General features: G+C 57.5%; 25 protein-coding genes. 9 read left to right on the top strand and 16 right to left on the bottom strand.

Going from position 1 to position 25,308, the window contains the following annotated elements:
* Positions 1–40: 40 nt before the first annotated feature.
* A complete protein-coding gene (locus tag QRD42_RS07135; RefSeq protein WP_321988498.1) occupies positions 41–1,690 on the bottom strand; it encodes a methyl-accepting chemotaxis protein in 1,650 nt (549 codons plus the stop codon).
* A gap of 260 nt (positions 1,691–1,950) precedes the next feature.
* Here QRD42_RS07135 and ytfE point away from each other — a divergent pair, with 260 nt between their 5' ends.
* Entirely contained in the window at positions 1,951–2,613 is a 663-nt protein-coding gene (gene ytfE / locus QRD42_RS07130; protein WP_321988497.1) for an iron-sulfur cluster repair protein YtfE, read from the top strand.
* A 95-nt stretch (positions 2,614–2,708) separates the two neighbouring features.
* Here the strand turns inward: ytfE and cycA are convergent, their stop codons facing one another.
* Together cycA and fklB are read right to left on the bottom strand one after the other, a co-directional pair.
* Positions 2,709–4,121, bottom strand: a complete 1,413-nt coding sequence (gene cycA, locus QRD42_RS07125; RefSeq protein ID WP_072570309.1) for a D-serine/D-alanine/glycine transporter — start codon at positions 4,119–4,121, stop codon at positions 2,709–2,711.
* A gap of 317 nt (positions 4,122–4,438) precedes the next feature.
* Positions 4,439–5,059: an FKBP-type peptidyl-prolyl cis-trans isomerase gene (fklB, locus tag QRD42_RS07120; RefSeq protein ID WP_199775950.1), complete on the bottom strand. Its 621-nt coding sequence runs from the start codon at positions 5,057–5,059 to the stop codon at positions 4,439–4,441.
* A 232-nt stretch (positions 5,060–5,291) separates the two neighbouring features.
* On the opposite strand from fklB, the gene QRD42_RS07115 reads away from it, so the two are divergent.
* Positions 5,292–5,939, top strand: a complete 648-nt coding sequence (locus tag QRD42_RS07115; protein ID WP_321988496.1) for a LysM-like peptidoglycan-binding domain-containing protein — start codon at positions 5,292–5,294, stop codon at positions 5,937–5,939.
* A gap of 29 nt (positions 5,940–5,968) precedes the next feature.
* On the opposite strand, the gene QRD42_RS07110 is transcribed toward QRD42_RS07115, so the two are convergent.
* From QRD42_RS07110 to ulaA, 11 genes are all read right to left on the bottom strand, one after another.
* Positions 5,969–6,904, bottom strand: a complete 936-nt coding sequence (locus QRD42_RS07110; protein WP_318364471.1) for a DMT family transporter — start codon at positions 6,902–6,904, stop codon at positions 5,969–5,971.
* Between the two features lie 156 nt (positions 6,905–7,060).
* The gene (rplI, locus tag QRD42_RS07105) at positions 7,061–7,510 is read right to left on the bottom strand and encodes a 50S ribosomal protein L9 (RefSeq protein ID WP_072570305.1); all 450 of its coding nucleotides are present in this window, start codon (positions 7,508–7,510) and stop codon (positions 7,061–7,063) included.
* Positions 7,511–7,551: 41 nt separating this feature from the next.
* On the bottom strand, positions 7,552–7,779 hold the full coding sequence (rpsR, locus tag QRD42_RS07100) for a 30S ribosomal protein S18 (RefSeq protein ID WP_000135199.1): 228 nt from the start codon (positions 7,777–7,779) through the stop codon (positions 7,552–7,554).
* A 4-nt stretch (positions 7,780–7,783) separates the two neighbouring features.
* A complete protein-coding gene (gene priB / locus QRD42_RS07095) occupies positions 7,784–8,098 on the bottom strand; it encodes a primosomal replication protein N (RefSeq protein WP_072570304.1) in 315 nt (104 codons plus the stop codon).
* A gap of 6 nt (positions 8,099–8,104) precedes the next feature.
* Positions 8,105–8,500: a 30S ribosomal protein S6 gene (gene rpsF, locus QRD42_RS07090; RefSeq protein ID WP_072570303.1), complete on the bottom strand. Its 396-nt coding sequence runs from the start codon at positions 8,498–8,500 to the stop codon at positions 8,105–8,107.
* Positions 8,501–8,680: 180 nt separating this feature from the next.
* Positions 8,681–9,367, bottom strand: coding sequence for an L-ribulose-5-phosphate 4-epimerase (locus tag QRD42_RS07085; protein ID WP_321988495.1), 687 nt, complete (start codon positions 9,365–9,367; stop codon positions 8,681–8,683).
* The gene (locus tag QRD42_RS07080) at positions 9,367–10,221 is read right to left on the bottom strand and encodes an L-ribulose-5-phosphate 3-epimerase (protein WP_072570301.1); all 855 of its coding nucleotides are present in this window, start codon (positions 10,219–10,221) and stop codon (positions 9,367–9,369) included. The genes QRD42_RS07085 and QRD42_RS07080 overlap by 1 nt, the downstream gene beginning before the upstream one ends.
* A gap of 9 nt (positions 10,222–10,230) precedes the next feature.
* Positions 10,231–10,881, bottom strand: a complete 651-nt coding sequence (locus QRD42_RS07075; RefSeq protein WP_072570300.1) for a 3-keto-L-gulonate-6-phosphate decarboxylase UlaD — start codon at positions 10,879–10,881, stop codon at positions 10,231–10,233.
* A 12-nt stretch (positions 10,882–10,893) separates the two neighbouring features.
* A complete protein-coding gene (ulaC, locus tag QRD42_RS07070) occupies positions 10,894–11,361 on the bottom strand; it encodes a PTS ascorbate transporter subunit IIA (RefSeq protein ID WP_321988494.1) in 468 nt (155 codons plus the stop codon).
* A gap of 9 nt (positions 11,362–11,370) precedes the next feature.
* Positions 11,371–11,676, bottom strand: a complete 306-nt coding sequence (gene ulaB / locus QRD42_RS07065) for a PTS ascorbate transporter subunit IIB (protein ID WP_072570298.1) — start codon at positions 11,674–11,676, stop codon at positions 11,371–11,373.
* 13 nt (positions 11,677–11,689) lie between these two features.
* Positions 11,690–13,087: a PTS ascorbate transporter subunit IIC gene (gene ulaA, locus QRD42_RS07060; protein WP_321988493.1), complete on the bottom strand. Its 1,398-nt coding sequence runs from the start codon at positions 13,085–13,087 to the stop codon at positions 11,690–11,692.
* A gap of 347 nt (positions 13,088–13,434) precedes the next feature.
* Here ulaA and ulaG point away from each other — a divergent pair, with 347 nt between their 5' ends.
* Both ulaG and ulaR read left to right on the top strand, forming a co-directional pair.
* Positions 13,435–14,499, top strand: a complete 1,065-nt coding sequence (gene ulaG / locus QRD42_RS07055; protein ID WP_072570296.1) for an L-ascorbate 6-phosphate lactonase — start codon at positions 13,435–13,437, stop codon at positions 14,497–14,499.
* 121 nt (positions 14,500–14,620) lie between these two features.
* Entirely contained in the window at positions 14,621–15,376 is a 756-nt protein-coding gene (gene ulaR / locus QRD42_RS07050) for an HTH-type transcriptional regulator UlaR (protein ID WP_072570295.1), read from the top strand.
* Here ulaR and yjfP read toward each other — a convergent pair.
* Positions 15,373–16,095, bottom strand: a complete 723-nt coding sequence (gene yjfP, locus QRD42_RS07045) for an esterase (protein WP_072570294.1) — start codon at positions 16,093–16,095, stop codon at positions 15,373–15,375. The genes ulaR and yjfP overlap by 4 nt on opposite strands.
* 186 nt (positions 16,096–16,281) lie before the next feature.
* Between yjfP and bsmA the strand changes: the two genes are divergently transcribed.
* From bsmA to QRD42_RS07030, 3 genes are all read left to right on the top strand, one after another.
* Positions 16,282–16,611, top strand: a complete 330-nt coding sequence (gene bsmA / locus QRD42_RS07040) for a biofilm peroxide resistance protein BsmA (protein ID WP_072570293.1) — start codon at positions 16,282–16,284, stop codon at positions 16,609–16,611.
* Positions 16,612–16,763: 152 nt separating this feature from the next.
* A complete protein-coding gene (gene yjfN, locus QRD42_RS07035) occupies positions 16,764–17,039 on the top strand; it encodes a DUF1471 family protease activator YjfN (RefSeq protein WP_072570292.1) in 276 nt (91 codons plus the stop codon).
* 165 nt (positions 17,040–17,204) lie between these two features.
* On the top strand, positions 17,205–19,130 hold the full coding sequence (locus QRD42_RS07030) for a methyl-accepting chemotaxis protein (protein WP_321988492.1): 1,926 nt from the start codon (positions 17,205–17,207) through the stop codon (positions 19,128–19,130).
* On the opposite strand, the gene QRD42_RS07025 is transcribed toward QRD42_RS07030, so the two are convergent.
* Entirely contained in the window at positions 19,127–20,746 is a 1,620-nt protein-coding gene (locus QRD42_RS07025; protein WP_321988491.1) for an isovaleryl-CoA dehydrogenase, read from the bottom strand. The two genes, QRD42_RS07030 and QRD42_RS07025, sit on opposite strands and share 4 nt — an antisense overlap.
* A gap of 243 nt (positions 20,747–20,989) precedes the next feature.
* Here QRD42_RS07025 and treZ point away from each other — a divergent pair, with 243 nt between their 5' ends.
* Positions 20,990–22,777, top strand: coding sequence for a malto-oligosyltrehalose trehalohydrolase (gene treZ, locus QRD42_RS07020; RefSeq protein ID WP_321988490.1), 1,788 nt, complete (start codon positions 20,990–20,992; stop codon positions 22,775–22,777).
* Positions 22,774–25,293, top strand: a complete 2,520-nt coding sequence (treY, locus tag QRD42_RS07015) for a malto-oligosyltrehalose synthase (RefSeq protein WP_321988489.1) — start codon at positions 22,774–22,776, stop codon at positions 25,291–25,293. Before treZ ends, treY begins: the two co-directional genes overlap by 4 nt.
* Positions 25,294–25,308 lie beyond the last annotated feature (15 nt).

Raw genomic sequence — 25,308 nt, 5'->3', positions numbered from 1 at the left:
CCATCCAGGCCCGGCAAGCATGCGCCGCCGGGCATCAGGCTTAGAAGGTTTCCCAGTTCGCGTCTGTAGTCGCGGCAACCGGCTTCATTTTCACCGCCGCCGGACGCGCGTTTGCTACGGCAGCCGGGGCGCGACGTTTCACTTTGAACACCGCCACGGTATCGTTAAGCAGGGAGGCCTGCTCTTCCAGCGCCGCTGCTGCTGCCGCGGATTCTTCCACCAGCGAGGCGTTCTGCTGCGTCACACGATCCATCTCCGCCACAGCCTGACCCACCTGGTCAATACCACGGCTCTGCTCGTCGGAAGCCGAAGCGATTTCGCCCATAATATCGGTGACGCGCGTTACGGCGTTGACGATTTCCGCCATGGTTTCACCGGCTTCATGCACCAGCGCAGAACCTGCATCTACGCGGCTACCTGAATCGTCGATCAGCGCTTTGATCTCTTTAGCTGCCTGTGCGCTGCGGCTCGCCAGGGTACGAACTTCACCGGCTACCACCGCAAAGCCACGACCCTGCTCACCGGCACGGGCGGCTTCCACCGCGGCGTTCAGCGCCAGAATATTGGTCTGGAAAGCAATGCCATCGATGACGTTGGTGATCTGCGCGATTTTGCTGGAGCTGGTGGCGATTTCGTCCATGGTACGCACCACGCCGTCCACCACTGCGCCGCCTTTCTGCGCGGTTTCAGAGGCGGTTTTCGCCAGCTGCGTCGCCTGACGGGCGTTATCGGCATTCTGCTTCACGGTAGCGGTCAGCTGTTCCATGCTGGCAGCGGTTTCTTCCAGCGAAGCGGCCTGTTGCTCAGTACGGGAAGAGAGATCGTTGCTGCCGGCAGAGATTTCACCCGCGCCGGTAAAGATAGTGTCCGCGCCATCGCGCACCACGCTGACGGTGGTCGCCAGCGCCTGCTGCATTTCACGTACGTTTGACGCCAGCAGCGCCATTTCGTTTTTGCCTTCCGCATCGATTTCATGGGTCAGATCGCCCGCCGCGATGTGGCGGATGTGGGCCATCACTTCATGTAACGGCTTCAGCAGCACGCGCTGCATGGCGATCCAGCTGGCGACGATCACCGCCACCACCAGCAGCATGATGGCGCTGAGGATCCACATGATGCGCACATAATCATTTTCGTTATCGATGACGCCTTTGTTCGCCAGCTCAGCCTGCGCGGCACGCCATTCGCGATAAACGCTCTGCATGGCAACCTGTTTGCTCTCTGCGCCCTGTCTGAACATCGCCTCCAGATCGCCTGCTGCCAGCAGACGGTTCATTTCGTTCAGGGTAGTGGAATAGATGCCGTATTGCTTTTCCAGCTCCGGCGGCAGGCGAGGATCCATGCCCGGCGTTTCCGGCAACGCATCGTAGATTTCATAGTGCTTTTGCGCATCGTCCAGCAGGCTTTTCGCGGTTTTCACCAGCTCACCCAGCTCGCCGCCGTTGATTTGGCTCGCGGTGCTGCTTTGCAGACGTAACATCCCGCGGTTAAGCGTCACGCGGGCCTGGTTCAGGCTGATCCAGGCGTCGGTAAATTCCGCCACGTTCTGGCTGGAGACCTGGGAGACATTAAAATTCTGTTTGTCATTGTTGAGCGCATTGATAAACACGGCCGCAGCAATCAGTTGCATCGCGCCGAGCACGAAAAGCACCATTATCAACAGGGTTATAACTTTTACACGTTTAAACATCGGGAACCTTTTATCGGATGCAGGATTTTTATGTGACGGGGGTATATCGGCAGGTTTTAACGCTTGTTTAACGAAGATATTGCAGACTCGATACCAAATCTTCACTTTCGCAAGTAGTTTCAATACGTTATAAGCAGTAAATTTTTGTGACTCAGCGCACAAAAATGGGCAAATAAATCCCGTCACTCATAAGGGGTATAGCCGCAGCTTAAAGATGCATTTAAAATGCATCTTATATTCTGACTAACGAGGTAACTGCCATGGCCTTTCGCGATCAACCTTTAGGTGAGCTGGCGCTGTCCATCCCCCGCGCTTCTGCCCTGTTCCGTCAATACGATATGGATTACTGCTGTGGGGGTAAGCAAACGCTGGCACGTGCCGCGGCGCGCAAAGAGCTGGATGTGGCGGCCATTGAAGCGCAGCTGGCGAAACTGGCTGAACAGCCGGTAGAGAAGGACTGGCGCGTGGAGCCGCTTGCAAACATCATCGACCATATCATCGTGCGCTATCACGATCGCCACCGCGAGCAGTTACCGGAGCTGATCCTGCAGGCCACCAAAGTCGAGCGCGTCCATGCCGATAAACCCAACGTGCCGCGCGGCCTGACCAAATACCTGACCATGCTGCATCAGGAGCTTTCCAGCCATATGATGAAAGAGGAGCAGATCCTCTTCCCGATGATCAAACAGGGCATGGGCAGCCACGCCGCCGGACCGATTAACGTCATGGAGAGCGAGCATGATGAAGCGGGGGAACTGCTGGAGGTGATCAAGCACACCACCAATAACGTGACGCCGCCGCCGGAAGCCTGCACCACCTGGAAAGCGATGTACAACGGCATTAATGAACTGATTGACGATCTGATGGAGCACATCAGTCTGGAAAACAATGTGCTGTTTCCGCGGGCATTAAGCGGGGAGTAATGGCGTTGCCCGGTGGCGCTACGCTTACCGGGCCTACGTGAACGGGATTATTGTCCAGGCCGGATAAGCGCAGCGCCATCCTGCATTACAGGCGACTAGCGGCGCATACGTGCCATACGCTTCTTACCCACTAAGAACCAGAACACACCCAGCACGATAAACCACAGCGGCGTGACGATCAGCGCCTGGCGGGTATCTTCTTCCAGCGTCAGCAGAACCAGCACGAAGACGAAGAACGCCATACACACCCAGCACATCAGCTTGCCGAGCGGCATCTTATAAATCGACTTCTCATGCAGGTGCGGGCGCTGTTTGCGGTAGACCAGATACGAGCAAAGAATAATGGTCCACACAAACATGAACAGGATCGCCGATACCGTGGTGATCATGGTGAAGGCAGAGATCACGCTCGGATTAACATACAGCATCACCACGCCGCCCAGCAGGCAGATGCAGGAGAAGGTCAGACCCGTTGCCGGTACCGCGCGTTTTGACAGCTTACCGAAGCTTTTCGGCGCGGCCCCGTCCTGCGCCAGGCCGAACAACATACGGCTGGTGGAGAACACGCCGCTGTTCGCCGACGACGCGGCCGAAGTCAGCACCACAAAGTTGATAATGCTTGCTGCCGCCGGTAAGCCGACCAGCACGAACAGCTCAACGAACGGGCTCTTTTCCGCCACTACCGAGCTCCACGGCGTCACCGACATAATAATAATCAGCGCGAACACGTAGAACATGATGATACGGATCGGAATGGAGTTGATGGCGCGCGGCAGGGATTTTTCCGGATCCTTCGTTTCTGCGGCCGTCGTGCCGACCAGTTCGATCCCCACAAAGGCAAACACCGCGATCTGGAAACCGGCAAAGAAACCGCTGATGCCTTTCGGGAACCAGCCGCCGTCATTCCACAGATGCGCGAAAGAGGCCTGTACGCCACTCGGCGAGGTGAATTCGGTCAGCACCATCACCAGGCCCACCACCACCAGCCCGACAATAGCGACGATTTTGATCATCGCGAACCAGAATTCCATTTCGCCGAACATTTTCACCGTCGCGAGGTTGAGGCTCAGCAACAGCAGGATCACCGCCAGCGAAGCCACCCAGTCCGATAAGTTGGGGAACCAGAACTGTGCATAAGAGGTGATCGCCACCACGTCGGCCATGCCGGTAACCACCCAGCAAAACCAGTAGGTCCAGCCGGTAAAGTAACCCGCCCACGGCCCCAGCAAATCGGCGGCGAAATCGCTGAACGACTTATATTCCAGATTTGACAGCAGCAGTTCGCCCATCGCGCGCATCACGAAAAACAGCATAAAGCCGATGATCATATAGACAAATATGATCGACGGGCCGGCCAGACTGATGGTTTTACCTGAGCCCATAAACAGGCCGGTGCCGATAGCGCCACCGATGGCGATAAGCTGGATGTGACGGTTGGTGAGATTGCGCCGTAGCGATTGCTCCGCCGGAGCCTGCTGGTCAGCGGCGACCTTCGTTTGATCTACCATGTATTTATTCCTGTACCTGTCTGCGTTGTTGAGGCTCTTCTGGCCTTTCATAGTGTCACGTGCGTGACAATGCCTTGGTTTTTTGACTCATCGATAGTAGGTAAGAATCGGAGGGATGAATACTGTGTTTTGAATGAGATGTTAAATTTATGTTTAAACTGAGTGTTATATCACTTCGTCTGTGCGAATCAGGTCACAAAAATACACGCAACAAATGCATTTGCAACATTAAATATCGACTCTGAGCTAAAGAACGGCATATGTGCGGAGAGAAAATACCCTCTCCCGGTTACGGGAGAGGGTTACTTTGCGGGAAATTACAGGATTTCCAGTAATTCCACTTCAAAGACCAGGGTGCTGAACGGAGGGATAGACGCGCCTGCGCCACGCTCGCCGTACGCCAGGTTTTGCGGAATGGTCAGTTCCCACTTCGAGCCAACCGGCATCAGGGTCAGCGCTTCGATCCAGCCTGGGATCACGCCGTTAACCGGGAATTCAGCCGGTTCGCCACGGGCTACAGAGCTGTCGAACACGGTGCCGTCGATCAGTTTACCGGTGTAGTGCACGCGCACGCGGTCAGTACGTGCCGGGATCGGACCTTCGCCCTGAGTCAGTACACGGAACTGCAGACCGGATTCGGTGCTGTTCACGCCGTCTTTCTCACGGTTTTCGTCCAGGTATTTCACGCCTTCAGACGCCATCGCTTCGAAGCGCTCGCGACGGACGGCGTCAGCGCGTTCATGGATTTCACGCAGGGCACGGTGAACGACATCGACCGGTACCGCCGGCTGTTTGCCTGCCAGCGCGTCAGCAATGCCCGCTACCAGCGCTTCCGGTAACAGCCCCTGCAGGCCAGACTCGCTCAGTTGCTGCCCTACCTGCAGGCCAATGCCGTAGCTTGCCTGCGCTTCGATAGTGTCAAAAGTCGGGGTTGTCATGGGTTTTCCTTTCATCGCATTTAAAGTAGCGGGCAGCATAACAGTCAGGCTGCGACGGGTAAAACTTTGTCGCGGGGATTGATGACAAATCGCAGGGAAAAAGAAACAATGGTGGCGGTAAGATTTTTCCCGAACTGAAGTCACGAAAGCGTGCTTTACTACGCTCATCAGGCAGTTAGCAAACTATACTCAGTGACACAGGATACTAACGACGCGGAGCAGGAGGAAAGCCATGCCCGGGCGATTTGAACTGAAACCAACCCTGGCGAGGATCTGGCACGCGCCGGACAACGTGCGCATCATGGATCCGCTGCCGCCGGGCCATCGCCGTGGCATTATTTTCGCCGCTGCGCTGATCGTTATCGGGTTCCTGCTGCCGGGTACCGACGACAGCGAGGTGTCGTCCACCACCCGCGATGCGCAACTTGATCTCCAGTCGCAGTCACAGCCTCAGTCGCAACAGACTGCGCAGCCCGAACAGCCGCCGCTGGTCTCGTCGCCGCAAAACGACGGCCAGGTAGCGCCCATTGCGCCGGAGCCAATCCAGGAGCAAGAGCAGGAACAGCCGCCGACCACACAGAATAGCGCGCCGTTGCAGGAGCCGACCGGCATTGAGCAGCAGTGGCGCACCTATCGCGTCGAACCGGGTAAAACCCTGGCTCAGCTGTTCCGCGACCATAATCTGCCGCCGACGGATGTCTATGCGATGGCGCAGGTTGAAGGCAATGGTAAGCCGCTCAGCAACCTGCAAACGGGGCAGATTGTGAAAATCCGCCAGAACGCCAACGGCGTGGTCACCGGGCTGACCATCGAAGCCAGCGGCGACCAGCAGGTGCTGTTTACCCGCCAGACGGACGGCAGCTTTATCCGTGCGCGTTAATTATTAATGGGTTGAACAGAGAGGGAACGTCAGGCGTTCCCCTTTTTGACTTTATTCACCCACCAGATGCCGGAGCACACCAGTACCAGCGCCAGCGCATATTTCCATTCCAGGATGTTTTCGCCGAGGAAAATCGCCGACAGCACTGCGCCCGACACCGGGATCAGGAAGTTAAAGGGCGCGATCATGCCCACGCGGTTATATTTCAGTAAAATACTCCACAGCGCAAAGGCCACGGAAGAGAGCAGCGTCAGATAGCCCAGAATGGCCACCGAGGAGAAGCCGTGCAGGGTGAGCGAGCCGCCCGTGAGATAGCCCCCCACCACCAGCGCCAGACCGCCCATCCCCAGCTGATAGCCGGTCATCACCGTCGGATCCACCGTTTGCGAAATGCGCTTGCCGTACAGCGTGGCCGCCGAGAGAATAAACGCCGCCAGCACCACCGAGCCGTCGCCCATCAGCGTGAAGCTGAAATCCATGCCGCTGTTGAAGTTAACCACCATCACCCCGGCAAATCCCAGCACGCAGCCGAGCGTTTTGTTGTAGCTCAGCTTGTCGTTCTGGTAGATGAAATGCGCCAGTAGCACGCTGAAGAAAGTGCCGGTGGCGTTCATGATCGAGCCTTTCACGCCGGTGGTGAACGCAAGCCCAATATAAAAGAAGATGTACTGCAATGACGTTTGCGTCAGGCCAAGCACGGCGAGCTGCCCATACTGGCGACCGCTCAGACGGGCGATGGGTTTACGCTGCATCATGGCGAACAGCAGCAGTAACAGCCCGGCAAACAGGAAGCGATAACCGGCAAAAACGATTTTTGACGGGATATCGTCGGTGGCGATCTGAAAAATCTCGTAGCCGCTCTTAATCGCCGGATAGGCGCTGCCCCAGAGCAGGCAGCAGAGCGCTGCGCCCATATAGACGACGTTTTTGCGGGCAAACAGAGGCGGCTGGTGGCTTGTGTCCATTCCTTCACCAAAAAATAAAATAATGTTTTATTTTTCTATTATCGCGAAAAGGTTAAGCAATAGCCAGTCAGTACAGGATCAGAATAGTAGAAGGCAGAAAAGCAAAACGCCGGCACAAGGCCGGCGTTTCGTTGTTATCAAAACGTGGGTTGCAGATTACTCAGCAACAACGTTGATGATAACTTTAGCGAACACTTCGCTGTGAACCTGGAAGCTCACTTCGTGCTCACCAGTGGTACGCAGAACGCCGTTCGGTAAACGAACTTCGCTCTTAGCCACGTCAACGCCAGCTGCAGTTACAGCGTCAGCGATGTCGCGAGTACCGATGGAACCGAACAGTTTACCTTCGTCGCCTGCTTTAGACGCAACGGTAACGGTGCCCAGTGCGTTGATTTTCTCAGCGCGAGCTTCAGCAGCGGACAGAACGTCAGCCAGTTTGGCTTCCAGTTCAGCACGGCGTGCTTCGAAGAATTCAACGTTTTTCTTGGTAGCAGGAACAGCTTTACCCTGCGGTACCAGGAAGTTACGAGCGTAACCCGCTTTAACGTTAACCTGATCACCCAGGCTACCCAGGTTTGCTACTTTATCAAGCAGAATAACTTGCATTACCTTATCCTCTCAAAGTCGTATTAATGGACCGTGACCGATTACTGATGACGATCAGTGTACGGCAGCAGGGACAGGTAGCGTGCGCGTTTGATAGCGCGAGCCAGCTGACGCTGATATTTTGCACGGGTACCGGTGATACGGCTTGGGACAATCTTACCGCTTTCGGTGATGTAGTTTTTCAGCGTTGCGATATCTTTATAGTCGATCTCTTGAACGCCTTCCGCGGTGAAACGGCAGAACTTGCGACGACGGAAATAACGTGCCATTTGGCTAGTCTCCAGAATCTATCAAATCAATCTGCTCGGCATGCAGTACCATTTTCGTCAGTCCGTTCTTTGCCTTATGGCAACTAATGAACCCCTGAACAGTGACTGCGCTACCGACCGTTATACTGTGAGTAATGGCCTGGTTCTCGTGCCCGCTGATTATTACAGGCATCTGGCACCACGCCTGCCGGTGGAAACCGGCTTCCTCCTGCACAGAACGATGCTCAAGCACGAACTGGCAATGAGGTATTCCTGATGGACTGACCTTTCGAAGGGGCATCCTGCACACGGTGCCGGATAACACCAGACGGTTGGTCATCAGAAATTACTCTTCAGAATCCCCAGCATCATCAGCATCTGCGGTTTCGTTTGCGAAATCATCGCGACGCTCACGGCGCTCGTCTTTCGCTTTAACCATCGGAGATGCTTCAGTAACAGCGTTTTTGGTACGCATAACCATGCTGCGGATAACGGCATCGTTGAAGCGGAAGTTAGTTTCCAGCTCATCGATCGCTTCCTGCGGCGCTTCAACGTTCATCAGAACGTAGTGGGCTTTGTGCAGTTTGTTGATCGGATAAGCCAGCTGACGGCGGCCCCAGTCTTCCAGACGGTGGATCGTACCTTCTGCTGCAGTGATTGCACCAGTGTAACGCTCGATCATGCCCGGAACCTGTTCGCTCTGGTCAGGATGGACCATAAAAACGATTTCGTAATGACGCATCGAATTGCTCCTTACGGATTATTCAGCCTCCTGTCAGGGTCAGCCGCGGCCCATGGAAGCAAGGAACGTGTTTGAAAGGCGGCTGAAAAATTGACGCGTAATCATACTTGCGACGCCCACCGAACTCAAGCTAATTGCACAAATAATTCGCACACCGTGTAAAACGGGTCTACGCGGTCATTACCGTTGCCCGTAATAGGCGTCCGGCCCGTGCTTGCGCAGGAAATGCTTCTCCAGCAGGTAGTCGTCGATGGGCTTTAAATGCGGGTTAATGCCGCAGGCAATCCACGCCATGCGCGCGACCTCTTCCATTACCACCGCGTTATGCACCGCGTCAGCGGCGTCTTTTCCCCAGGCAAAAGGGCCGTGCTGATACACCACTATTCCCGGCGTATGCAGCGGATCGGCGTCGCCCAAAGTTTCAATAATCACCCTGCCGGTATTGAGTTCGTACTCTTCCCGTACTTCCTGTTCAGTTAACGCGCGGGTGCAGGGAATATCTGCAGCAAAGTAATCCGCGTGGGTGGTGCCCAACGCCGGGATCGCCCGTCCTGCCTGCGCCCAGGCGGTGGCATGGGTTGAATGGGTATGCACCACACCGCCGAGGGCAGAATAACGGCGGTACAGCGCCAGATGCGTGGCGGTATCTGAGGAAGGATGAAGACACCCGTGCAACACTTTGCCGCTGAGATCGACAATGACGATATCGTCAGGCGTCATGGCTTCATACGCCACGCCGCTCGGTTTGATCGCCACCCAGCCGCGTTCGCGGTCAATGGCGCTGACGTTGCCCCAGGTAAAAGTTACCAGCCCGTAGCGCGGCAGCGCCATATTAGCGTCGTACACCTGCTGTCTGAGTCGTTCCATTATACCGCCTCCTGTAAACCGGCCCGCGCCATGCGCTCACGTACCCAGTCCCGCGCCCTGATCACGTCGGCTGCCGGATCCGCGGCCGTTTCGCTCCACATCTCAATCAGGTACGGCCCGCAGTAGCCGCTCTGCCTGAGGGTGGCGAAGCAACGCTCAAAATCCACAATCCCTTCGCCAAAGGGCACGTTCTTAAACTCACCCGGGCGGGTATCTTTAACGTGTACCGCGACGATATGTCCGCTCCCGGCCTGGAGTTCCATCTGTACGTCGTTATCCCATGCGGACAGGTTGCCGATGTCGGGGTAGAGCTGGAACCAGGGGTTATTCAGGTAATGGGCGTAGCCCAGCGCTTTGCTGATGGAGTTCATCAACGGGTAGTCCATGATCTCCATCGCCAGCGTCACCTGAGCGCGGCTCGCCATCACCACGCTCTCTTTCAGCCCGTCACGAAAGCGGCGGCGCGTTTCGTCACTGCCCTGCTGGTAATAGACGTCGTAGCCCGCCAGCTGGATCACGCGGATGCCGACGTCCTGCGCGAACTGGATGGCTTTACGCATGATCGCAAGCCCCTGCTGACGCACGTGGTCATCTTCACTGCCAAGGGGAAAGCGGCGGTGCGCGCTCAGGCACATGGACGGCACCCGCACGCCGGTTTCGGCAATGGCATTGACCAGCGCCAGCCGTTGCTCACGGCTCCAGTCAAGGCGCGAAAGCCGGGCGTCGGTTTCATCCACGGACATTTCCACAAAATCAAAACCCAGCGTTCTGGCAAGCTGCAAACGTTCAGCCCAGCACTCCCCGGCGGGGAGCGCTTTTTCATAGATGCCGAGCGGCACCTGTTTCGACAACATAGCCGCTCCTTAGCCCCACAGCTGTGCGATGGTGCGTTTGAACTGGCGGGCGGCTTCCACCGGCGAGGCGGCATCGCGGATGCTGCGCCCGGCAATAAAGACATGGATGGGAATGCCCTGGAACAGCGGCAGATCCTCCAGCGCCAGCCCGCCGGTGACCGTCACCTTAAAGCCCATCTCCGCCAGCCGTCTGATGGCGGCAATGTCCGACTCGCCCCAGGCCACGCCCGCCGCCTGCGCATCCCGGCTGCGGTGATACACCACCTGCCTGATACCGGCATCGCGCCAGCCCTGCGCCTGCTCCCAGGTCCAGTAACCGGTCAGCTCAATTTGCACGTCGCCGTTAAACTCCTGCGCCACATCCAGCGCGCCTCTGGCGGTGTTCAGATCCGCACAGCAGATCACCGTCACCCAGTCGGCATTCGCCTCGAAACACATGCGGGAGAGGATTTTCCCGGCGTCAGCGATTTTGGCGTCCGCCAGCACGATTTTGTGCGGATAGAGCGCCTTGAGATCGCGCACGGCGCGCACGCCTTCGCCAACGCAAAGGATGGTGCCGACCTCAATAATATCCACCTCTTCGGCAATCAGACGGGTGGTTTCATAGGCGTGGGAGAGCGTCTGGTTATCCAGCGCCACCTGCAACATAGGTAATGCCATAGTAAGTCCCTCTTAAACGGCCGCCGCATCAGCGGCATCAATGAGATCCAGCACGTCCTGCGCAGTGCGGCAGGCGCGTAAGCGGTCGAAATTGGCTTCATCATCAAACAGGTTAACGATCTGCATGATGCCCACCTCCTGATGAGTGTTGGCGTCCACCGCCGCCATGGTGATGAGGATATCCACCGGATCGTTATCCTCATGGTTAAACACCAGCGGGGTTTTCAGCGTCACCAGCGAAAACCCGGTGCGCCTGACGCCCTCTTCCGGGCGGCCATGGGGCATGGCAAGGCCTGGAGCGATGACAAAATAGGGGCCGAACTGCGCCACGCCGTCGAGAATGGCCTGGTAATAGCGCGGTTCCACCACGTCAGCGGCCACCAGCAGATCGACGCCGATTTTCACCGCCTCCTGCCAGCTGCTGGCCTCGGCCTGCAAACGAATCGACTTATTTTCCGCCAGCGAATCACGTAATTTCATGGCGCGTCCTTACTTCAGATCCTGGGGAAAGTGCGCGGCTATCACTTCCATCAGCTTTGGCCCGAAATCAGCGGGCGACAGCATATTGCGCACGCCGACCACGTATTTGTTGCCGCTGACGCTGATTTCACCGGCAATATGGGTGGAGGCGATAATCACGTCCGCCCCGCCCAGCTCGCTTTTGTATTCGCCCACGGCGCAGCTGTTCACGCTGTGGTCCACGCCCTGTTGCGTCAGGAACTGATCCACTTTCATTTTCATGATCATGGAACTGCCCTGCCCGTTACCACATACCGCCAGAATTCGTACAGTCATCGCTCTACTCCTTTTATTGGGCAGAAGGTTCTGCCAGAGGGTGTTCTGCATCTTCTTCCGCACGCAGCGCCCGTCCTGCAAAGAACATGTACGCCAGCGCGATCAGGATAATGACGCCCATAAACCACAGGCCGAGGGTGAAGCCCTGCATCATCGGCGGTGCCAGAATCGACCAGTCCGCCATGCCCATCCATGCATTCATGCCGGTGAGTTTTACCGCCCATACGCAGCCAAAGATTTCGATCATGCCCATCACCAGGCAAATTTTGAGCGCCGCCCGCCAGCCGCCAAAATGGTTGGCGAAGACGCCGATAGTGGCGTTAGAGAAGAACATCGGGATAAAACCGGGGATGATCAGAATGGAGGAGCCGCACACCAGCAGGGTACCCACCGCAATCAGCTGGCCGACGGTGCCCCACATAAAGCCCCACACCACCGCATTGGGCGCGAAGCTGTAGATGGCCGCGCAGTCGATCGCCAGCACAGCGCCGGGGATCAGCCGCTGGGAGATGCCGTTGAACGCTTCGGAGAGTTCGGCGACAAACATCCTTACGCCCTGCACGATAATGAAAATCGCCACCGCGAACTGAAAACCCGTTTGCAGGATATAAATGGTCCAGTGGATTTTACCGGCCATCGCCTGCACCACATCCAGCCCGAAGGAGAGCAGGATCGCGCCAAAGAACAGCGTCATGACGATGGCGGTGGAAACGATGTTGTCGTGGAAAATGTTCAGCCAGCCGGGCAGTTTAAGATCTTCCACGCTCTCCTCTTTTTTGCCGAGGTATGGGGCGAGCTTGTACGCCAGCCAGGAGGCAAACTGTTGCTGATGGCCGATGGAAAAGCCGCAGTTGTCGGTCACCTGCTGCGTCGGCTTGTACATCATGTTGGAGGTGATCCCCCAGTACAGCGACACCAGCACCGCCGTGCAGATAATGGTGGTCCACATCGGGTAGCCGAGGATAAAAAAGAACACGGCAATAAGTCCGGCCTGCTGAAACATAATGTGGCCGGTGAGCATAATGGTGCGAATGCCGGTCACGCGGCGGAACAGCACATATAAAATGTTTAACGCCAGCGCCAGCAACACCGCATATCCCACCCAGCTGTAAGCCTCGCCCATGCGTTCAATGGTAGCCATCATTGAGGCGTAGGTGTCCGAGATAGCCCCATTAATGCCGTACACCTCCGACATTTTTGCCACCACCGGTTTAAAGGTGCTGGTGAGAATGCCGGATCCCGCCTGTAAGAGCATGAAGCCGATAATGGTTTTTATAGTGCCTTTGACGATCACGCTGACGCTTTTACGCAGCAGGATGTACCCCAGGCAGGTGACGATACCCAACAGCAACGGGGCGTTGGTCATGACCTGGTTAAAGAAAACGGTAAAGACGCTGTAGAGGATCTCCATAACTCTCTCCGGAGGGTAAAGGGCACCGGGCATCGGTACCGGGCGTGCGCACACTCTAACAATCAAAAATAATCACAAGAAGATTGCATTTGATTATTTGTGATGCGCCGCGCAATTTATTTCCTCACACCAATAGTGGTTATTCATCATGGCGAAAAATTAATATCATTTACAGACAGATATAAAAAACAAATCTGCTCTTCCACGATATAAACCGCGCAAAACCTGAACGCGCCTCGCACAATTTCTGCAAACCACCTCGTTGCATTGCTGAAAAAAGCGTGACAACATGAATCACAACAAATCATTTTATGATTACATTTGACATAAAAAGTGAGGAGTACAGAATGAGCAAAGTGGAAAGCATCAGTCGCGAATCATGGATCCTCAGCACCTTTCCGGAGTGGGGAAGCTGGCTGAATGAAGAAATCGAGCAGGAGCAGGTGGCGCCGGGCACCTTTGCCATGTGGTGGCTCGGCTGCACCGGCATCTGGCTGAAGTCAGAGGGCGGCACAAACGTCTGCGTGGATTTCTGGTGCGGTACCGGCAAACAAAGCCACGGCAATCCGCTGATGAAAACCGGCCACCAGATGCAGCGTATGGCGGGGGTGAAAAAGCTACAGCCGAATCTGCGCACCACGCCTTTCGTGCTCGATCCTTTCGCCATCCGCGAGATCGACGCGGTGCTCGCCACCCACGATCATAACGATCATATCGATGTAAACGTGGCGGCGGCGGTCATGCAAAACTGTCCGCAGACGGTGCCCTTTATCGGGCCGCAGACCTGCGTCGATCTGTGGGTTAGCTGGGGGGTGCCGCACGAGCGCTGCATCGTGGTGAAACCAGGCGACGTGGTGAAGATAAAAGATATTGAGATCCATGCCCTTGACGCTTTTGATCGCACGGCATTGATCACCCTGCCCGCGGATCAGCAAGCCGCCGGGATCCTGCCGGACGGCATGGATGAACGCGCGGTGAACTACCTGTTCAAAACGCCGGGCGGCTCGCTCTACCACAGCGGGGATTCGCACTACTCGAACTATTATGCGAAGCACGGCAATGACCATCAGATCGACGTGGCTCTCGGCTCGTACGGCGAAAACCCGCGCGGCATTACCGACAAAATGACCAGCGTGGATCTGCTGCGCATGGCGGAAGCGCTGAACGCCAAAGTGGTGATCCCCTTTCATCATGACATCTGGTCGAATTTCCAGGCGGATCCGCAGGAGCTGCGCGTGCTGTGGGAGATGAAAAAGGATCGCCTGCAATATGGCTTCAAACCCTTCATCTGGCAGGTGGGCGGTAAATTTACCTGGCCGCTGGATAAAGACAAATTTGAATATCACTACCCGCGCGGCTTTGACGACTGCTTTACCATTGAGCCTGATTTACCGTTCAAATCCTTCCTGTGATCGCCACAGGTTTCGCGTCCGGCGGCCTGTGCTGCCGGGCCGGCATTTTTTTATTAACGCTTAGTAATCGCAGGCTATTTCAAATATCATCTAAAAAAATCATTACCAATCGGAATAGCTCATGACAGAAGCGCAACGACATCAAATTTTACTGGAACTGCTGGCGCAGACGGGCTTTATCACCGTCGAGCAGGTGATGGCGCGGCTGGATGTCTCCCCTGCCACCGCGCGCCGGGACATCAACAAGCTCGACGAGAGCGGCAAGCTGAAAAAGGTGCGCAACGGCGCGGAAGCCATCAGCCAGCAGCGCCCGCGCTGGACGCCGATGAATATTCATCAGGCGCAAAATCTGGATGAGAAGGTGCGGATCGCCAAAGCGGCATCGCAACTGGTTAATCCGGGGGAGAGCGTGGTGATCAACTGTGGTTCCACCGCTTTTTTACTGGGCCGCGAAATGTGCGGCAAGCCGGTGCAGATCATCACTAATTACCTGCCGCTGGCAAATTACCTGATCGATCAGGAGCACGAAAGCGTGGTGATCATGGGCGGCCAGTACAATAAAAGCCAGGCCATCACCCTCAGTCCCCAGGGCAGTGAAAACAGCCTGTATGCGGGACACTGGATGTTTACCAGCGGAAAAGGTTTAGCCGCCGACGGGCTGTATAAAACGGATATGCTGACCGCCATGGCGGAGCAGAAGATGCTGAACGTGGTGGGAAAACTGGTGGTGCTGGTGGACAGCAGCAAAGTAGGCGAACGTGCCGGGATGCTGTTCAGCCGCGCCGATCAAATCGATATGGTGATCACCGGCAAACAGGCTAACCCTGACATCATCAGACAGCTTGAAAGCCAGGGCGTGCAGGTGATGTGCGTTTAAAGGTGCGCGCGGAAGAAATCGACGGTAGCGTCCAGCGCAACGGGCGTAATGCGATGTTTCACCCCTGCTTCCCATACGCAGGTTAGCTGCTGATCCAGCCCGGCCTGCGTCAGCGCCTGCTGTAATCGCCAGGTTTCGACTGCCGGAACGACGTCGTCCTCCTCGCCGTGCCACAGCAGCAGGGGCCGGTCTGCCAGACGGGGTAAATGCCGGGAAACTTCCCAGTCGGTAAGCGGCGCTACGGCCTGTTGCAGATCCGCAGGCGGGAACAGCGTGCGGGCAAGGGTCGTAAAATAGCCGGATCCCATCAGGCTGGCGACGCATTTCACTTCCGGATGCCGCGTCATGATGCCCAGCGCCGTCATGCCGCCCATCGACGCGCCGCCCACCGCCAGCCGGGCATCCTTAATCAGCCCGGCGTCGTAAAGCGCCCTTTGCAGCGGGTCAAACTCCCGTAAATTGCTGTGCAGGATCTGCCAGAACTGTCCGAGCCGCGCCGTGGCGTCGCCGTTAAAGCGCGCGCCGTGATCCCGCGCGTCCGGCATCACCACCCTTATGCCCGCCTGCGCCAGCGCGACGGCAAAATAGCTGTACACCAGTTTCGATGAGCTAAAGCCGTGGTAAAACACCACCGTCGGCAGCGGCTGAGCGCGCTGTCCGGCAGGCGTGGCGTGAAGGGTTTCAATGCCGGCAAACTGCCGCGTTTCCAGTTCAATCATCAGGCTCTCCTGCTTTATTTTGCCGATATGCCACGCAGGGTGACGTCACACAAACCACGATCGACGATGTTTTGCCATAATGGTGAGACGTCCATTACGCTTTCGGGTGATTTTTAGTCAAAAATCACGTTTCAGATAACATTTCGGGAACATTCCCCCAAAGGGAAATTCACGAGGAACTACACTATGCCAATCAGGAAACGAGAAACAACAATGAGCCGGTTCGCCCCTGTTGTACTGGCATTATTACTGAGCGGCTGTAGCGCATTACAGGGTACACCGCAGCCCCCGCCTCCGGCGAAGAGTGAGCCGCAGGAGATCAGCCGCAATCAGACTGAAGGTTTACAGCGTTTAGGCACCATCAGCGTGATGGTTAAAGGCTCTCCGATGGATGCGGAGGCGGAAATCAAAGCCAAAGCCGCCGCAGCTAAAGCGGATTATTACGTCATTCTTCTCAATGACGATACTGTTTTTACCGGCCAGTGGTATTCTCAGGCCATTTTGTATCGTCAGTAACGGCGCATTGTTTTTTAAGGTTGATTTACACTGCTTTGCACCTTTAGACGTATTCCTGTGCACAATAAATTCGATGCTTCGGCAAGGGAGAGGATTTATACGCGATGGATTGCCCTGCCATGACTCAGGGTAACGTTAAATGGAGCTGACAAATGAAACGATCGCTTGCCTTAACCACGCTGCTGCTCTCACTGGGTTTAGTGAGCACAACGGCGCAGTCCGCCGAATTCGCCAGTGCCGATTGCGTCACCGGGCTGAATGAAATCGGCCTGATCTCAGTAAATAATGTTTATGGCAGTGCACAGGATGTAGAACGGGTCATCGCCTTTAAGGCGGATGAGCAGGGCGCGTCCTGGTATCGCATTATTGCGATGCAGGAGGATCGACGGGCCGATAACTGGCGCGTGCAGGCCATACTTTATGCGTAGCTCTCCGAAGCCACCTTTAATGGTGGCTTTTCTTTTTGTTGGTTTTTAATTACCCTACTGTTACTAAGTCAATAATTTCTTGTTACTTTTTGTTACATAGATTCACTAAATATTAGCGCGTAGCTGCCGTTGAACGACGCACACCTTTCGATCAATGGATATTTTATGAACGCGTCTTTTCGCCATGCCGGTCTGGGCACCAGGCTTTCTCTGATGACAGGCGTGAGCGTTGCTGTGCTTTTCCTGTTGTTCACCTTCCTGATGAGTCGTAACGCCAGCCAACAGCTCGAAACCCTCGCCGTTGAAGATCTTCACAGTCAGTCCACCGGTGTAGTGGATATGGTCGAGATGTTCAATACCAGCCTCAGTGAAGAAGTTGAGAGCTACACGCGTTTATTCACCAGTTTTATTCCGCAGCCGATCAGCGTGGATACCACGCAAACCCGCACTATTCAGGGCATAACGGTGCCGCTGCTAAAAGGCGGTGAGATTGAGCTGCACGAAAATAATGCCGTACCGGACGATTTTCTGAACCGTACCGGCGCTATTGCGACGCTGTTCGTGCGCAGCGGCGATGATTTCGTGCGCGTGGCGACCTCGCTGCGTAAAGAAAACGGCGATCGCGCCATCGGCACGAAGCTGGACAGCGCCAGCCCGGTGCTGGCTCCCGTCATACGTGGCGAGGCCTATCGCGGTCTGGCATTGCTGTTCGGCAAACGCTATATCACCCAGTATCAGCCGGTAAAAGACGCCAGCGGCAATATCATCGCCATTCTCTTCGTCGGCGTGGATATCAGCCGTTCCTGGGGCATCATGCGCGATAAGATCCTGCAACGCCGTCTCGGCGAGAGCGGGCATTTCTACGTACTGGATCGCAACGCCGGTAAAAATTATGGCAATTACCTGTTCCATCCGCGCGAAGAAGGAAAGCGCCCCCAGTGGGATGACGCCACGCAGAAAGCGCTGCTCGGCAGCGAATCCGGTACGCTGGCGCGCACTGATGCCGATGGCCGGACTTTGATGATGTCGTGGATCGCCCTGCCCGGCTGGAACTGGACGATTGTCGGGGAAGTGGACAAAGCCGTGCTACTACGCGATGTTAACACCATGCGTAACCAGTTCCTGATCGCAGGCGTGGTGATCTCGCTGCTGTTTGCCGCGCTCTTTGTGGTGATCATCCGCCGCTGGCTGACCCGCCCGCTGCGGGATGTTATTCAGCTGGCGCAGCACTATGCCTCGGGTGATTTACGCGCCACGCTGGCAGTGAAAAGCAAGGATGAAGTGGGCCAGCTGATCGAGGCCATTAACGGCATCGGTCACGGTCTGCAAAACATGGTGCATCAGGTACGCGAAGCCGCAGGTGAGATTAATCAGGGCACCACCACCCTGGCTGCCGACAGCGGAGAGATCACCGAGCAGATCAACAAGCAGGCCAGCAGCGTGGAAGAAACCTCCGCCAGCATGGAACAGCTGGCGGCCACGGTACAGCAAACCGCGGAAAACATGGATCAGACCCAGCGTCTGGTGCATGACACCTCTGGCGCTGTGCAGCAGGGCGGCCAGACCGTCAGCCGCGCGGTGGCGACCATGAACGATATTCGTGACGCCTCCCAGCGTATCGCCGCCATTACTCAGGTCATTGAATCCATTGCCTTCCAGACCAACATTCTGGCGCTGAACGCCGCCGTGGAAGCGGCGCGGGCAGGCGAGCATGGCAAAGGGTTCGCCGTGGTGGCGCAGGAAGTGCGGGCGCTGGCGGCGCGCAGTGCGCAGGCGGTGAAAGAGATCGAGGAGCTGATCGCCGATACGCTGGCGAAAGTGTCGGAAGGCCACGCCCTGTCAGAACAGACGCAGAAGGCGATGTCGGCGATCATCGATCATATGGGCAACATTAATCAGCTGGTGACCGAGATTAACCACGCCTCACGGGAACAGTCTGCCGGTATCGGCCAGGTGAATCTGGCGATGACGCACATTGGCGAAGCCACGCACATCACCGCCGATCGTGCATCACGCAGTGAAGATATTGCCCGCACGCTGCGGGAAAAAGGCAGCCATCTGAGCCAGCTGGTCAGCCTGTTCCGCCTTTAACCCACGCCGCCCGTGGCGCGCGACAGCAGGTGATTCTGCACCTGCTCGTTTATCAGCGCGCCGCCACGGGTATCCAGCATCATCTGACACCAGGCCTGCGCCAGCGGCGGCGATGCGTGGCGCAGCATCTGCGCCCCGGCCGCCAGCCGGTAAAGCTGTTGCGCGATCTCCCGGGCCCGGGCTTCCTGCGGCTTACGCAGCAGCCGCTGCAACTGCCGCCAGGCACGGTCGTAATGCCGATCCTGGCCCTTCACCTCCCCGAACGCCTGCGTCAGCAGATCCATCACGCCATGCTGTTTTGCCAGCACGCGCAGCACGTCCAGACACATGATATTGCCGGAGCCTTCCCAGATGCTGTTGACCGGCATTTCGCGGTACAGGCGCGGCAGTTCACTCTCCTCGCAATAACCAATGCCGCCAAGTACTTCCATCGCTTCCGCCACAAAAGGAATGCCCGCCTTACAGACGGCGAATTTCGCCACCGGCGTGAACAGTCGCGCCCACAGCGCCGCCTCGGGATCGGTGCGGTGATCCAGCGCGCCCGCCAGCTGGAACAGAAACGCGGTCTGCCCTTCCAGCTGTAACGCCATCCGGCTGAGCACGTCACGCATCAGCGGCTGATCGACCAGATTTTTGCCGAACGCCTGGCGCTGGTGCGCATGATAGAGGGCCACGGAAAAGGCGCGGCGCATCAGGCCGTGGCTGCCCAGCGCGCAGTCAACGCGCGTCAGTCCGCCCATTTTGAGTATCTGCCGTACGCCGTCCCCCTCCTCGCCCAGCAGCCAGCCGCAGGCGTCATGGAATTCCACTTCGCTGCTGGCGTTCGAGCGGTTGCCGAGCTTGTCTTTCAGCCGCTCAAGGCGTACGCCGTTGCGCGTGCCGTCCGGCAGAAAACGCGGCACGAAGAAGCAGGACAGACCGCCGCTGGCCTGAGCCAGCACCAGATGCGCATCACTTTGCGGCACCGAGAAAAACCATTTATGGCCCACCAGCCGGTAAACATCACCGCTTTTTTCCGCCCGCGTGGTATTGCTCAACACGTCGGATCCGCCCTGCTTTTCCGTCATTCCCATGCCGATCAACAGGCCACGTTTTTGCGCGCCGGGCAGGACATGCGGATCGTAGCGATCGCTTAACAGCGGTTTTAACCAGTCGCGAAACGGCGCGGGCAGCGTCTGTTGCAGCAGCGGCGTGGCGGCAAAGGTCATGGTTACCGGGCAAAGGGTGCCCGCCTCCACCTGCGCATGCAGCACAAAGCGCGCCGCGCGGGCGACGAACGATCCCGCCCGCGCCTCATCTTCCCACGCCAGATTATGTACCCGGTTGGCGCACAGCCCCTGCATCAGCAGGTGCCAGGCCGGGTGGGAACGGACATCGTCCAGCCGCTCGCCGGTGGCGTCATAGCGCAGCAGTTCGGGTGGGTTAACGTTAGCTAAACGCCCCAGTTCAAGAGACTCCGCCGTGCCCAGTTGTTGACCGATACTTGCCAGCAGCTCGGTGTCCCAGCCCGCGCCTTCACGGGCCACGGCGTCACGCAGCGAGGCGTCTGAAAGAAAAAGATTGCTGTTATTGAGCGGCAACGGCTGATTAAAAACGGTGTGGGTTTGCCAGCGCATTCTGTGTCCCTCCTTCATTGGCATCGCCGGTAAGTATGGATAGCGGTAAGGTTTTTGGTCCGGAGCTTTATCACAAAAGCGCCATCCGCCCCCACAGACGCCGTCCGGCCGCCCGGATCTCTTCTTTATCAGAAGCCCTTTCAGTTGCCGTATCTGAACTATGATTGATTTGCAACTGCTGTGGGGAACGTGACCATTGCACATCAATTCTGTGCTCACTGATGAGCTATACGGGGTAATTGTATGTCGTCCAGGACCTTTACGAAGAGTTGGGGGGCCGAATACACAGAGGCCAATGGCGTGCGTTTTCGTCTGTGGGCTTCCGGTCACCCGAGGGTAATGCTCCGGCTTGCCGGGGAAGACAAAGAAATGAACGCGGTGGGCGACGGCTGGTTTGAACTGACGGTGCCGGGCGTCGCGCCGGGCGCGGAATACCAGTATGTGCTGCCTGACGGCATGGCGGTGCCGGATCCCGCCTCCCGCGCGCAAAAAGCCGATGTGAACGGCCCGTCGCTGGTCGTCGATCCGGCACACTATGCCTGGCAGAACACCGACTGGCAGGGCCGGGCATGGGAAGAAAGCGTGGTGTACGAAATGCACATCGGCACCTTTACGCCGGAGGGCACTTTCCGCGCCGCCATCGACAAACTGCCGTACCTCGCGCAAACCGGCATCACCATGATCGAAGTGCTGCCCGTCTCGCAGTTTGGCGGCAACCGCGGCTGGGGCTATGACGGCGTGCTGCTGTACGCCCCCCATGCGGCCTATGGTTCGCCGGACGATTTCAAGGCCTTTATCGACGCCGCCCACGGCCACGGGCTGTCGGTGGTGCTGGATATTGTGCTTAACCATTTCGGGCCGGAAGGCAACTATCTGCCGCTGCTGTCGCCGGAGTTCTTCCATAAAGAGCGCCATACGCCCTGGGGCGCAGGCATCGCCTATGATGTGGACGCCGCCCGCCGCTATATGCTGGAAGCGCCGCTCTACTGGCTGGAAGAGTACAACCTCGACGGCCTGCGCTTTGACGCCATCGATCAGATCGAAGATACCTCAGAGAAACATCTGCTGATTGAGATTGCTGAACGCATCCGCGAGCGCATCACCGATCGGCCAGTGCATCTGACCACCGAAGACTGCCGTAACGTCACCTTCCTGCATCCGCGCGAAAAAGACGGTTCGGTGCCGCTGTTTACCGGCGAATGGAACGACGATTTCCACAATGCCGTGCACGTCTTCGCCACCGGCGAAACCCACGCCTATTACCAGGATTTTGCCCGCGAGCCGGAAAAGCTGGTGGCGCGTACGCTGGCGGAAGGCTTTGCCTATCAGGGTGAAGTTTCGGTGCAGTCCGGCGAGCCGCGCGGCGTGAAAAGTACCGGCCAGCCGCCGACCGCCTTTGTGGATTTCATCCAGAATCATGACCAGACCGGCAACCGCGCCCAGGGCGACCGTCTGATTTCCCTGGCGGGCGCAGAGCGCACCCGCGTGCTGCTGGCGATGCTGCTATTATCGCCGCATATTCCGCTGCTGTTTATGGGGGAAGAGTACGGCGAAACCAGGCCGTTCCTGTTCTTCACCGATTTCCATGGCGATCTGGCGAAAGCGGTACGGGAAGGCCGCGCGAAAGAGTTTGAAGGCCATGCGGGTCATGAAGGCGAAAGCGTGCCGGATCCGAATGCGGAGCAGACCTTTGCCCGTTCAAAACTTGACTGGCAGAAGCTGGACACGCCGGAAGGCGAGGAGTGGCTGGCCTTTACCCAGGCGCTGCTGGATGTGCGTAAGCAGTATATTGTCCCGCTGCTGGCAACGGCGGGCGGCAACAGCGGTAAGGTGGTGGAGACGGCTGAAGGTTATCTCGCCGTCAGCTGGCGCTTCCCGCAGGGTACGCTCTCCATGGCGCTCAATATCAGCGACCGGCATCAGCCGCTGCCGGATCAACCCGGCGAGACCATCTATGTCTGGCGCTCCCCGGCGGCGGATCTGCCGCCTGATTCCATTATTGTCCGTCTTGCCCCGGGAGATATATCGTGAGTATCCCAACCTCGACTTACCGTATTCAGTTCCGCAACGGCATGACCTTTGATCGTGCCGCCGCGCTGGTGCCCTACCTGAAACGGCTCGGCATCAGCCATCTCTATGCTTCACCGGTGTTTACCGCCACCAGCGGCTCAACCCACGGCTACGACGTGACCGACGCCAACGAAATCGATCCGACCATTGGCGGGCGCGAAGGCTTTGACCGCATGGCGCAGGCGCTGAAAGCCGCCGGTCTGGGTTTGATCCTCGATATCGTGCCGAACCATATGGCCGCCTCGCTGGAAAATCCCTGGTGGCGCGATGTGATCGAACATGGCGAAGACAGCCGTTACGCGCGGCATTTCGATATCGACTGGTCGCGCCGCCTGACCCTGCCGTTCCTCGGCGATACCTTTGAAGCGGTGCTGGCGAACGATGAGATCAGCGTCAAGCCCGATCCGAAAACCGGACGTCCGGCGCTGGCCTATTTCGACAACTTTTACCCGCTGACGCCCGCCAGCTGGCAGGGGCGCGAAGCGGAAGTGCTGGCGCTGACCGACAAGGCTGACATCGCCGCGCTGCACGATCAGCAGCCGTGGCGGTTAATGTCCTGGCGCGATGCGCCGCGCGACCTCTCCTATCGCCGCTTCTTTGAGATCACCGGGCTGGCCGGTGTGCGCGTGGAAGATAACACCGTATTTGATGATACCCACCGGCTGATCCTCGAACTGGTGCATTCCGGCGCGGTGGACGGACTACGGGTGGATCATGTGGATGGCCTTGCGGATCCGCAGGCCTATCTGGCGCGGCTGCGTGAGACCGCCGGACCGGAGTGCTACATCACCGTCGAAAAAATCCTCGGCAAGGGCGAGCACATTCCGGAAGACTGGCCGATCTCCGGCACCACTGGCTATGAGTTTATTGCCGCACTCTCTGACGTGCTGGTGGATGACGATAAGCTGGACGCGCTGCGTCAGGCCTACGACGAGGCGGTCGGCAAACCGGTGGACATGAAAGCCGAACTGCGCGCCGCCAAGCTGCTGATGGCGGATCGCAATTTCGAAGGGGAATTCACCACTCTGCTGCGCCTGGCGATGGAGATCGCCGCCACGCAAAACCGCACGCTGGATGAAAGCCTGGTGCGCGCGGCCCTGCGCGAACTGCTGGTGGCCTTCCCGGTTTACCGTACCTATGGCACCGCCAGCGGCCTGCCGCAGGCCAGTCAGCAACTGCTGCAAAAAGTGGTTGCGCGGGTAAAAAACAGCGATTACGCCCCGGATACCGAAGCGCTTGATTTCGTGGCGGGCATTCTTGCCAGCGCTGATCCGGCTGCTGCCACTTTCCGCACCCGTTTCCAGCAGCTTACCGGGCCGCTGATGGCAAAATCGGTGGAAGACACGCTGTTCTTCCGTCAGCACCTGGATCTGGCGCTTAACGAAGTGGGCGCTGAACCGTTGCCGCGCGTCTTCTCCCTTGACCGTTTCCACGCCGAGATGAAAACCCGTCTTGAACGACAGCCGGATGCGCTGTCGGGCACCTCGACCCATGACACCAAACGCGGTGAAGATGCCCGCGCACGGCTCTATACCCTTACCGAAGCGCCGGAGGAATGGGCGGCGCACGTAGCGCGCTGGCATCAGATGAACGACAGCAAAGTCACCGTGCTGTTCGATGGCCCGACGCCAAAACCGGAACTCGCCTGGATGCTGTACCAGGCGCTGGCGGGCGTCTGGCCGGTCACCCTGACGCCCCAGGACACCGCCGGTTTAGCGGCGCTGGAAGAACGCTTTATTCCGTTCGTGGAAAAGGCGCTGCGTGAAGCGAAGCTGCGCACTGACTGGGCCGACAGCAACGACGTCTATGAAACCGTGGTGCTCGACTATGCCCGTCATCTGCTCTCCCCGGACAACCAGGCTTTCCTGGAAGATTTTTACCAGACGCTGCAACCCTTTGTCCGCGCGGGCCTTGTCAACAGTCTGACCCAGACGGTGATCAAGCTTACCGCTCCCGGCGTGCCGGATATTTATCAGGGCAGCGAAACCCTTAACTTCAGCCTCGTCGATCCGGATAACCGCCGCGAGCCGGACTTTGCCGCCCTTGAGCAGCATCTGTTCAGCGATGACGAGCCTGTGCCGACCTCAGAAGCAGACTGGATGAGCGGCGCGCTCAAGCAGCAGGTGATCACCCATGTGCTGCATTATCGCCAGCGTAAACCCGATCTGTTCCGCCGTGGCGACTATGTGCCGCTGGCGGCAAAAGGCGATAACGCCGATCACCTGATCGCCTTCGCCCGTCAGCAGGGTAATGATGCGTTGATTGTTATCGCGCCGCGGCTGGTGCTGCCAATGCAGCAGGCGGGCGACGCGCTGACTGCCCCGCAACGCTGGCCACAGACGGCGGTCAACCTGGCTGCGGCCCTGGCTAACCGTCGTTATCGCGATCTTCTTACCGGAGAAGAAGTGGCGCTTACCGACCAGATCCACCTTGAAAATGTCGATTGCTGTTCGTCTGTCATATACGTAACCATATGATATAAGAGGGAATAA

The organism is Enterobacter sp. PGRG2 (assembly GCF_030291195.1).
In the GTDB taxonomy this organism is placed as follows: domain Bacteria; phylum Pseudomonadota; class Gammaproteobacteria; order Enterobacterales; family Enterobacteriaceae; genus Enterobacter_D.
The sequence above is the reverse complement of the archived record's forward strand: the minus strand, read 5'-3'. Positions and strand labels throughout refer to the sequence as shown.